The organism is Intrasporangium sp. (assembly GCF_032907665.1).
Lineage (GTDB): Bacteria > Actinomycetota > Actinomycetes > Actinomycetales > Dermatophilaceae > Intrasporangium.
In genome coordinates, this window is sequence record NZ_JAJJPG010000069.1 from 1 (window position 1) to 9555 (window position 9555).

Annotated in this window: 11 protein-coding genes; 3 read left to right on the forward strand and 8 right to left on the reverse strand. The window is 71.0% G+C overall.

Translation table 11 applies throughout. From position 1 onward, the window contains the following. Nucleotides 1–245: 245 nt before the first annotated feature. From LOY02_RS11415 to LOY02_RS11435, 5 genes are all read right to left on the reverse strand, one after another. Nucleotides 246–1058, reverse strand: coding sequence for an ABC transporter permease (locus tag LOY02_RS11415; protein WP_317182482.1), 813 nt, complete (start codon nt 1056–1058; stop codon nt 246–248). After that, nucleotides 1055–1984, reverse strand: a complete 930-nt coding sequence (locus tag LOY02_RS11420; RefSeq protein WP_317182483.1) for an ABC transporter ATP-binding protein — start codon at nt 1982–1984, stop codon at nt 1055–1057. Before LOY02_RS11420 ends, LOY02_RS11415 begins: the two co-directional genes overlap by 4 nt. 1 nt (nt 1985) lies before the next feature. Beyond that, complete coding sequence (locus LOY02_RS11425) at nt 1986–2723, reverse strand: hypothetical protein (RefSeq protein WP_317182484.1); 738 nt, start codon at nt 2721–2723, stop codon at nt 1986–1988. A gap of 100 nt (nt 2724–2823) precedes the next feature. Beyond that, nucleotides 2824–3696 carry an ABC transporter ATP-binding protein gene (locus tag LOY02_RS11430; protein ID WP_317182485.1) on the reverse strand — a complete coding sequence of 291 codons (873 nt, stop codon included), beginning with the start codon at nt 3694–3696 and terminating at the stop codon, nt 2824–2826. Then, a complete protein-coding gene (locus LOY02_RS11435; RefSeq protein WP_317182486.1) occupies nt 3693–4115 on the reverse strand; it encodes a GntR family transcriptional regulator in 423 nt (140 codons plus the stop codon). The genes LOY02_RS11430 and LOY02_RS11435 overlap by 4 nt, the downstream gene beginning before the upstream one ends. Before the next feature lie 266 nt (nt 4116–4381). Here LOY02_RS11435 and LOY02_RS11440 point away from each other — a divergent pair, with 266 nt between their 5' ends. Continuing rightward, the gene (locus tag LOY02_RS11440) at nt 4382–5140 is read left to right on the forward strand and encodes a BTAD domain-containing putative transcriptional regulator (RefSeq protein WP_317182487.1); all 759 of its coding nucleotides are present in this window, start codon (nt 4382–4384) and stop codon (nt 5138–5140) included. 70 nt (nt 5141–5210) lie between these two features. Here LOY02_RS11440 and LOY02_RS11445 read toward each other — a convergent pair whose 3' ends face one another. The 3 genes from LOY02_RS11445 to nth are packed head-to-tail and all read right to left on the reverse strand — an operon-like array spanning nt 5211 to nt 7812. After that, complete coding sequence (locus LOY02_RS11445; protein WP_317182488.1) at nt 5211–6413, reverse strand: MarP family serine protease; 1203 nt, start codon at nt 6411–6413, stop codon at nt 5211–5213. Then, nucleotides 6410–7156 carry a CoA pyrophosphatase gene (locus LOY02_RS11450; protein ID WP_317182489.1) on the reverse strand — a complete coding sequence of 249 codons (747 nt, stop codon included), beginning with the start codon at nt 7154–7156 and terminating at the stop codon, nt 6410–6412. The genes LOY02_RS11445 and LOY02_RS11450 overlap by 4 nt, the downstream gene beginning before the upstream one ends. Continuing rightward, complete coding sequence (nth, locus tag LOY02_RS11455) at nt 7153–7812, reverse strand: endonuclease III (RefSeq protein ID WP_317182499.1); 660 nt, start codon at nt 7810–7812, stop codon at nt 7153–7155. The genes LOY02_RS11450 and nth overlap by 4 nt, the downstream gene beginning before the upstream one ends. A gap of 332 nt (nt 7813–8144) precedes the next feature. On the opposite strand from nth, the gene gntA reads away from it, so the two are divergent. Beyond that, nucleotides 8145–8903 (forward strand): guanitoxin biosynthesis heme-dependent pre-guanitoxin N-hydroxylase GntA, encoded by a 759-nt coding sequence (gene gntA, locus LOY02_RS11460; RefSeq protein WP_317182490.1) that lies wholly within the window; start codon nt 8145–8147, stop codon nt 8901–8903. A gap of 9 nt (nt 8904–8912) precedes the next feature. After that, nucleotides 8913–9503: an urea carboxylase-associated family protein gene (locus tag LOY02_RS11465; protein WP_317182491.1), complete on the forward strand. Its 591-nt coding sequence runs from the start codon at nt 8913–8915 to the stop codon at nt 9501–9503. Nucleotides 9504–9555 lie beyond the last annotated feature (52 nt).

Here is a 9555-nt window from a genome sequence, read left to right on the forward strand (position 1 = left end):
TGGCCACGAATGCAGCCCTTCGGGCGGGACTGAGCCGCACGCCGTCGAGTGGCCACGAATGCAGCCCTTCGGGCGGCATTCGTGGCCACTCGACCGGGGGCAAGGGCGCGCGACGGCTGGGAGTGCCCGACGGCTGGGAGTGCCCGACGAGGGGAAGGGCACGACGCCTGGGAGGGCTGGGAGTGCGGCTGGGAGGGCAAGCGAGCTCAGCGGCATACGGCGGGGCCGTCGGCCCTCGCCAAAGGTCACCGCCAGCGGAAGAGCTTCGCGGCAACCGGGAAGAGCAGGACCGAGTAGGCGACCATGACGAGAACCGCGGTCAGCGGGAAGTCCGCACTGAACCACGCGGTCGTGAGCGCCTGGCTGCCGGCGCCGACCGGGGTGTAGACGCTGACGTCGGCGAGACCTTCAGGCATCATCGGCCCCGGGGTCCACACTCCGGCGAAGACCATCATCGGGAAGAGGACGAGGGAGCCGATGCCCGACGCCGTGCTGCCCTTCGTGGCCACTGCGGCAATGATGAGGCCGACCCCGAAGATCGCCGCGGCCGCAAGAACGAAGGCCAGCAGGGCGACGACCGGCTGTGCCGGCGCCGGGGCGCCGAAGACGAGTGCTGCCACGGTGACCCCGAGCGCGGCCGCGGCCACGAGCGCACCGACGTTGATGACGAGCTGCGCGGCAAGGACGCCCTGGGGCCGCATCGGGGTCGTCGAGAGACGTCGCAGGACGCCCTGCTCGCGGTAGGTCGCGAGGAACACCGGCAACGTGCTCAGGGCGACCGTCGCCGCTGCCGTCGCGAGAACCACGGGGAGGAAGATGTGCACCGGCTGCCGGCCGGCCCACGGGGCGGGCAGGTCGGTGATCGGCTCGCGCATGCCCGGGATGATGAACCCCACGCCGACGAGCAGGACCGTGGGAAAGGCGAGGCCGAAGAAGACGGCTCCGGGGTCGCGCAGGAAGAGCCGCACCTCGGAGGCCAGGAGAGCCCGGAAGCTGCGACCGGCGCGCCGCCTCTTCGGTTGGGCCGGGTGGGTCGGGGTGAGCGTGGCGGTGGTCATGCAGAGATCTCCTCAGGGGCGGCGCCCACGACATCGACGAAGACGTCCTCGAGCGAACGGGACAGGGTGCGGATCTCCTCGGGAACGACGTCGTGCTCGGCGAGCGCGAGGAGGACCGCGGGGATGACTCGGCGGTTGCCGGTGATCTCGAGCTCGTCGCCGTCGCGGGTGACGGTGGCGACCTCGGGCCGAGCCACGGCAGCGGCGACCACGTCTGCGGGGGCGTCGGAGGCCACCCGCATCCGGAAGGTCCGGTGGCCGTCCGGCGCCGCCGTGAGGTCGGCCGGACTGCCCGCCGCGATGATGCGGCCGTCGTCGATGATGACGAGGCGGTCGCACAGGCGCTCGGCCTCGTCCATGAAGTGCGTCACGAGCACGATGGTCACGCCCGTGTCGCGGACCCGCTCGATGAGCGCCCAGGTGTCGCGCCGCGCCTGCGGGTCGAGGCCGGTGGTGAGCTCGTCGAGGACCGCGACCTCCGGGTTGCCGACGAGGGCCAGGGCGATCGAGAGCCGCTGCTGCTGGCCGCCCGAGAGGTCCTTGAACGCCGTGTCCCGCTGCCCGTCGAGCCCGAGCAGGGCGAGGAGCTCGTCGGGGTCGGCCGGGTCGGGGTAGAACGACGCGTAGAGCCGAACGGCCTCCGCCACGGTGATCTTCGCCGGCAGCCGGGACTCCTGGAGCTGGATGCCGAGGCGCTCGCGGATGGCCTGCGGGTCCTTCTGTGGGTCGACCCCCAGCACGCGGACGACGCCCGCGTCCGGGACGCGCAGACCGGCGAGGATCTCGACGGTCGTGGTCTTGCCGGCGCCGTTGGGTCCGAGGATCCCGAAGATCTCGCCGCGGGAGACGGTGAGGCTGACGTCGGCGACGGCGACCTTCTCACCGTAGGTCTTGCGCAGGTTGCTGATCTCGATGACATCGGTCATGTCAGGACTCCACTCGTCGGATGGGGATGCGTCGGGTCAGGAAGTGGACCGCCAGCGCCGCCGCCGCGAGGACGGCGAGCGCGACGGCAGTCGCTCCGGGCAGGGACAGGTCGGGCCTGACGGGCGACCACTGTCCGGTGGGAAGTCCGCCCGCGCCGACGAGGAAGATCGGCGCGAGGGTGAGCGGGAGGCAGAGGGTGCCGACGACCCAGCCCCAGCGGTAGTAGACGAGCGTCGTCAGCAGTCCTCCCAGGTGGCCGGCGATGCTGACCATGCAGAGGGTGACCAGCAGGGTGGGCAGGCCGACGCCGGCGAAGGGGTTGCTGTCCGTCTCGGCGACGAGGGGCCAGCCCTGCGCGGCATACACCCGTCGCTCCACCACGAGACCGGCTGTGAGCAGGACGCCGTGCGCCACCCCCATGAGCACGGACACGGTGACCGTCGCCCGGGCGAAGGACCGGCGAGTCAGGCCGCTGGCCACGTGCAGGGGCAGGTAGGCCGTGGCTGTGATCGCCATGATGCTGAAGGGGAACCACAGCGCGCCGTAGCGGGCGAACTGCACGTGCGAGATGGTGACCTCGCCGACTGCGACGACGACTGCGGTCCCGACGACGGCGGCGACGACGATCGTCAACCAGAAGCCGGCGAAGGTCGCGAGCTGGGAGCGCATGAGGAAGCGCACCGCGCGGAGCCACTGCGGCGGAGCGGCGGAGACGGCGGGGGAAGCGGTGACGGTCACATGCCCTCCTTGGCACAGGCCATCGCGCGGATGGCGGTGGGACGGGCGAGCACCGGCACGAGGGCGAGCGGGGCGAGCGCGGTCCTCGGCCAGGTCGCGCTCATCGTGACCCCGTGAGGTGGATGAAGAGGTCCTGGAGCGGCACCGGGCCGATCTCCAGCCCGGCATCGCGGGCGGCGGCGAGGGCGCCGTCGTCGAGGTCGTCGAAGACCGTCACCTGCCGCACAGGGCCGAGGTGGCGCTCGCCGACGACGTTGAGGCCGTCGACTGCGCGGGCCACGGTGGCAGCGGGGCCGGTGAGCGTCGCTCCCCTGCCGCGCAGGGTGTCGGCGTCCTCGGCGATGGCCACTCGGCCGGTGTCGAGGATGAGGACCCGCTCGAGCAGGTGGTCGATCTCGTCGATGAGGTGGCTCGAGACGATGACGGTCCGGGGGTGGGCCACCGTGTCGGCGAGCAGCTCGTCGTAGAAGCGCTGCCGAGTGGGCGCGTCCATGCCGAGGTAGACCTCGTCGAAGATGGTCAGCGGCGTGCGCGACGCGATGCCGACGACGGCGCCGAGGGCGGAGCGCTGACCCCGCGACAACGCTGAAACCCGCTTGTCGGGTTCGATGCCGAAGGCCTCGACCAGCTCCCGTGCGCGGGTCCCGTCCCACGTGGGCCGGACGGAGGCGAAGTACCGGAGGTTGGTGCTCACCCTCTCCGTGGGCAGGAGGTCACCGCCCTCGCGGATGATGCAGGTGCCCTCCATGATGCGAGCGTTCTCGAAGGGGTCCTCGCCGTCCACGAGCACCTGCCCACCGCTCGCCGGGCGCAGCGCCGCGACGACGGACAGCAGAGTCGTCTTGCCCGAGCCGTTGCGCCCGAGCAGGCCGTGGATGCCGCCGGCCGGGAGGCTGAAGGTGGCGGCATCGAGCGCCAGGGTGCTGCCGTATCGAAGTGAGAGGTCCCGGGCCTCGACGGTGAACCCGCTCATCGGGCCTCCTGCCCCGCGGACGGACGGCTGTCGCGGTGCGCTGCGGCCTCGGTGGCCGGGGGCCTGCCGGAGCCCTCCCGGATGCGTGCGACGAGCTCGTCGGGTGAGATGCCGAGGACCGCTGCCTCACGCAGGACGGGCTGGAGGGTCTCGGTGAAGAACCGGGCCCGCCGTCCTTCGCGGAGCTGCTCGCGAGCACCCGAGGCGACGAACATGCCGACCCCGCGCCGCTTGTAGAGCACACCCTCGTCGACGAGCTCCGCGAACGCCTTGGCCGCCGTCGCCGGGTTGATGCGGTACGTCGTCGCGTACAGCGTGGTGGACATGACCTGCTCCTCCTCCTGAAGGGTGCCGTCGACGACCTGTGCGCGGATCTGCTCCGCGATCTGCACGTAGATGGGCTCGCGTCCCTCGAACACCCAGTCGCCTCGATTCGGTCCCTTGGTTCTTTACTCGACTAATGAACCATGTAACCCATCACGTCGCAACCCGCTTTCTCGCGTCACCGTCGCCGGGACGCGAGCCCAGCGGCATACCCGCGTGTATCAGCGAGGGCGCTCACCGCACTTTCAAGGACAAGCCTGCGGAACCGGGTGGATACTGGACGATGGCCAACGGTCCCCTGCTCATCGAGGGAAGGGTGAGCCAGGGTGCCGTGTGAGGCTGCCGATCGATTGGGGGATCGATGTCCGGACGAGCATGCACGATCAGACTGCTGGGTCACTGGCGTCTGGATCTCGACGGGAAGAGGGCCGAGGTCGGCAGTCGGGAGCAGCGCGTCACGGCGCTGCTCGGGTTGCGGGGCTCTCAGCCGAGAGCCGCGGTCGCCGGGACCCTCTGGCCCGACAGCACCGACGTGCGCGCCCGCGCGAACCTCCGCACCTCGCTCCATCGCCTGCGCGACCTCGACCCCGGCCTGGTGAGGGCGGGCCGGGCCAGCGTGGCGCTCGGACCGCAGGTCCTCGTGGACGTGTGGCCCCTCCTGGACCGGTTGGAGCAGGTCGAGCGGCTCCCGGGATTCGAGGGGTGTCACGACCTGGACGGGGCGGTCCCTCGGGATCCCCTCGACCTGCATGCCTGCCTCGCGACGCTCGCCGGCCCGGACCTGCTCCCGGGATGGTACGACGACTGGGTGCTCTTTGAGCGGGAAAGGCTGCACCACAGGCGCATTCGCGCACTCGAGAAGATCGCTGCCCTGCTCCTGGAGCGCGGCGACACCGCCATGGCGACGTGCTTCGCGGAAGAGGCGGTGGCCCTCGAGCCGTTGCTCGAGAGCGCGGTAGCCCTCGTGATGCGGGCCGGCCTCGATGCCGGCAACACCTCGGCTGCCATCCACGCGTTCCAGAAGTACCGTGCCCGGCTCGACGCGGAGCTCGGGATCCCACCCTCCCGGGAGCTCGTGGAGCTGCTCGCCACGCGGCCCCTGGCGCGGGCGAGGCGCTGACCGCCGCTCGGCCAGGGCGGTCCGCCGCTCGGCCAGGGCAGTCCGCCGCTGGCCAAGGGCTGTCCGCCGCTCAGCCGGGGAGGCAGGCGCCCGTGTCGACCTCGCGGTCGGCGCCGCGCGCGGCGTCGAGGACCGGCATGGCCTCGTCGAGGGTCAGGGCGTAGCCGGTGTCATCGTCCTCGAGCGACTTGGCGAAGACGACCCCCGCCACGCGGCCACTTGCGTCGAGCAGCGGTCCGCCGGAGTTGCCGGGCTGGACGCGGGTGTAGAGCGAGTAGATCTCGCGGACGACCGGGTCGTCGCCGTAGATGTCGCGCCCCCTCGCGTCGAGGACCTGCCGCACCCGAGCAGGCACGACGGTGTAGGGCCCGTCGAGCGGGTAGCCCGGGATGGCGGCAGCGGTGCCGCGGGTCAGGTCGGCGCCGAGCTCGAGGGCCGGGGCGTCGAGGCCGTCCGCCTCGATGACGGCGAGGTCGCGGTCGGGGTCGAAGATGACAACTCGCCCGGTGACCTCCTCCTCCTGGCTGCGGATCCGAACCAGGTCGGCACCCGCGACGACGTGGGCGTTCGTCACGACCCGCTCTGGACTGAGGACCCAGCCGGTCCCCTCCTGCCCGCGCCCGCACGTGTCGGAGGTGGTCGTCACCTTGACGACGGACGTCGCTGCCCGCGTGATCGCACCGACGTCGGAGATCCCCGGGTCCGGTGCCTCGACCGGCGTGATCGGCTCCGGCACGAGATCCCCGAAGACCTGCGGGAAGCCTTGACTGGACAGGAAACCCCGGAAGCCGGCGAACACCTGTCCGGCCTCGTCGGGCACGACCGCGTCGATGGAGCGCAGGACGCGCGACTCGGCCATCGCCTTGGCCACTGCGGGGTTGCCTGCGGTGCGCAGCGACCCGCCGAGGAACCAGATCATCAGCGAAGCGGCGAGGACGACGACGATCGCGCCGAGCACCGAGTCGGTGCGCCGGACGCCCTGCTGGCCCATCCGGCGGCGGATCTGCGCGCCGAGCAGGCTGCCGAGCACCTGGCCGATCCACCCGATGCCGACGACGCCGACGATGAGGACGAGGACGCGCAGTCGTGGGTCGTCGGCGACGGCGTCGAGGTCGGCGAGCGTCGTCGGGAGGATCCACACGGCGATGAGCGCACCGGCGAAGAAGCCGAGCAGCGAGAAGACGCTCGAGACGAGCCCGTGACGGTAACCCGAGATGCCGTAGGCGACGAGGATGAGCACGAGCGCGAGGTCGAGCAGGAGGCCGCCGGTCATCGACGGTCCCGGAGGTAGATCTCGGGGAGTGGCCGCTGCCGCGACTGGTCCCATTCCTCAGCCAGCCCGGCCAGCTCGAGGACGCGGCTGAGCAGACCCGCAGTGAACCCCCAGAGCAGGAGGTGGTCGAGCTCGAAGGCGGGTCCGACGAAGCCGCTCGGGTGCGTGACGGTGAACCGTGACTCGGGGTTGACGAGGTGGGAGATCGGCACTGAGAGGACCTCGTGGACCTCGGCCGGGTCGCGCGCGGCGGTCGGGGTGGGACCGGTCCACCAGCCGAGCACCGGGGCCACGACGAAGTTCGCCGGCGGGAGGTAGAGGCTCGGGAGCACGTCCACGACGTCCACGCCCGAGGGGTCGACGCCGGTCTCCTCCTCGGCCTCGCGGAGCGCGGTCGCGACGCTGTCCTCGTCCTCGGGGTCCCGCGATCCGCCGGGGAAGGCGATCTGAGCAGGCTGCGTGCGCATCGTGTGCGACCGCTCGATGAGGATGATGTGCTCGCCCTCGGACTCCTCGCCCTCCGGCGGCGGCCCGAAGAGCATGAGGACCGCCGACTCGCGGCCACCCTCCTCCGGTGGCCGGAACCGGGAGAACCAGTGGGCATCCACGGACGGCACCCGGTCGGCGACGTGCTCGAGCCAGTCCGGCCGCGGCAGTCCCGCCGGCCCGGGCGGGATCGTCCCGTCCGGCCCGGAGTGGACGACGCGCGCGCTCCTCGGCTCCGTGGGGTGCGGTTCGGTCATGTGGGGGCCAGCTCGAACTTCAGCAGCTTGGCCGCGCGTTCCGGGTCGGTCTCTCCGATCCCGTAGCTCGGGCACCAGCGGGCGACGGGGCAGGCGCCGCACGCGGGCTTCTTGGCGTGGCAGGTGCGGCGCCCGTGGAAGATGACGACGTGGCTGAGCATGGTCCAGTCGCGCCGCAGGAAGAGGTCCCCGATGGCGTGCTCGACCTTGACCGGGTCGGTCTCCTCGGTCCAGCCGAAGCGCCGGACGAGTCGGCCGAAGTGTGTGTCGACGGTGATCCCGGGGACGTTGAAGGCGTTGCCGAGCACGACGTTGGCCGTCTTGCGCCCGACGCCCGGCAGCGTGACGAGGTCCTTCAGACGACCGGGCACCTCGCCGTCGAAGTGCTCGACGAGCGCCTGCCCGAGCTTGATGAGGCTGTCGGCCTTGGCCCGGAAGAAGCCGGTGGGCTGGATCATCGTCTCCAGCTCCTCGCGGTTCGCCCCGGCGTAGTCGGCGGCGGTGCGGTACTTCGCGAAGAGGGTCGGCGTCACCTTGTTGACGCCGACGTCGGTCGTCTGGGCCGAGAGGATGGTTGCGACGAGCAGCTCGAGCGGAGTCGTGAAGTCGAGCTCGCAGTGCGCGTAGGGGTAGCGGTCGTGCAGCGCGCGGTACATCTTGCGGGCGCGCCGCGTCCGCGCGACTGGGCTCTCGTCAGTGGTCACGACGGCACGGGCAGACACAGACGACACTGTATGCCGCTGTGCTCGCTCCCGTGCACCGGCTTCCCGGGTGCCCTCCCGCGCCCACGTCCGGACCCCCGCCTCCCGGTCGAGTGGCCTCGAACGCCGGCACCCCTCCGGTCGAGTGGCCCCGAACACGGGCACCCCTCCGGTCGAGTGGCCCCGAAGGCCGCGTGACGACCGCCATGTGCAGGACGCCGCCCGAGTGGGTACATCTCCGGTGGCCCAGTTGGGTCGGGGATCGGTGGTGTGGGAAGGGTGGACCGATGACGATCGAGGCGAATCCGGAGGAAGCGGGCGAGACCGCGTCCCTCGAGCGGCTGCTCGAACTGCTCGCCGAGCAGCACCTCGAGTCCGCGGCGGAGGACGAGATCGCACGGGCCCTGGAGATGATGGTCATGCACGTCGAGTTCCCTTGTCTCGGCGCCAAGTCTGTCTTCCGGAGGGAGTCGGTGACGCATGTCGTCCTCGACGACATGGAGGCCGCCGACACCCCGCCACGGCTTCTCGAGCACCTCGCCGAGTTCGCCGAGCGGACCGCTGGCAACGACGACTTCCGCTCCTTCCTGGTGAGCTTCCGCGGACCAGTACCGACGACGGAGGCCGCGTTCGAGGCGTCGCTCTTCGCCCTCCTCCAGCGGCTCCACGACGCCGATGAGGAGCCCTGGGCGCCCGGCGTCGCCACCGACCCCAGTGACCCGCACTTCGCCTTCAGCGCCGGCGGGCACGCCTACTTCATCGTCGGGCTGCATCCCGCCGCGTCGCGAGTGGCGAGGCGAGCGCCCCTGCCGACCCTCGTCTTCAACGCCCATGACCAGTTCGAGCGACTCCGGGAGGAAGGGCGCTTCGAGGGCATGCGCGAGACGATCCGACGACGCGACGAGGAGCTGCAGGGCACGGTCAACCCGATGGCGGCGGACCACGGCGAGACGTCCGAGGCCCTGCAGTACTCCGGCCGTCGACATGACCCCGACTGGGAGCCACCCCTCGAGGTCCAGCCATCCGCCGCCACCGAGGCTGACTAGGGTGACGCGATGGAGCTGACCCGACTCGCACCCCAGACCGGCACGGCGTTCCTCCTCCGGGAGGGGCAGCGGCTCACCGTCGTGGACCCGAGTGGTGAGCAGGTGAGCGACTTCTTCGCGGTCCTCGCTGAAGACCACGACGAGTGGCTGTCGTCCGGTCGGACCATCGACTACGCCAACTCGATCGCCGTGACGACCGGGACGGTGCTCTACAGCAACCGAAGCACGCCGATGGCGACCGTCGTCGAGGACACCTGTGGACAGCACGACTTCCTGCTCACGCCGTGCAGCCAGGAGACGTTCGACCTGCTCTACCCGGAGCTCGAGGGCGCCTACCACCCGAGCTGTTTCGAGAACCTCGCGACGAACCTCGGCCCACTCGGTGTCCATCCTGACCGGATCTCGACGACACTCAACATCTTCATGAACGTCTGGGTGGAGCGGAATGGTGAGCTGCACATCGACCCGCCGACGTCGACAGCGGGTGACCGATTCGTCCTGCGCGCCGACGCTGACCTCCTGGTCGGGTTGACGGCATGCTCAGCCGAGAAGTCGAACAACGGCGTGTGCAAGCCGATCGACTACCGGATCGATGGGTGAGTCAGCGATGGGTGAGTCAGCGATGGGTGAGTCAGCGATGGGTGAGTCAGCG

Bases quoted from the DNA above. Each gene is read 5' to 3' on its own strand.
- LOY02_RS11415 (WP_317182482.1), bottom strand. From the start codon at position 1,058: ATGACCACCGCCACGCTCACCCCGACCCACCCGGCCCAACCGAAGAGG.
- LOY02_RS11420 (WP_317182483.1), bottom strand. From the start codon at position 1,984: ATGACCGATGTCATCGAGATCAGCAACCTGCGCAAGACCTACGGTGAG.
- LOY02_RS11430 (WP_317182485.1), bottom strand. From the start codon at position 3,696: ATGAGCGGGTTCACCGTCGAGGCCCGGGACCTCTCACTTCGATACGGC.
- LOY02_RS11440 (WP_317182487.1), top strand. From the start codon at position 4,382: ATGTCCGGACGAGCATGCACGATCAGACTGCTGGGTCACTGGCGTCTG.
- LOY02_RS11445 (WP_317182488.1), bottom strand. From the start codon at position 6,413: ATGACCGGCGGCCTCCTGCTCGACCTCGCGCTCGTGCTCATCCTCGTC.
- LOY02_RS11450 (WP_317182489.1), bottom strand. From the start codon at position 7,156: ATGACCGAACCGCACCCCACGGAGCCGAGGAGCGCGCGCGTCGTCCAC.
- nth (WP_317182499.1), bottom strand. From the start codon at position 7,812: ATGTACCGCGCGCTGCACGACCGCTACCCCTACGCGCACTGCGAGCTC.
- gntA (WP_317182490.1), top strand. From the start codon at position 8,145: ATGACGATCGAGGCGAATCCGGAGGAAGCGGGCGAGACCGCGTCCCTC.
- LOY02_RS11465 (WP_317182491.1), top strand. From the start codon at position 8,913: ATGGAGCTGACCCGACTCGCACCCCAGACCGGCACGGCGTTCCTCCTC.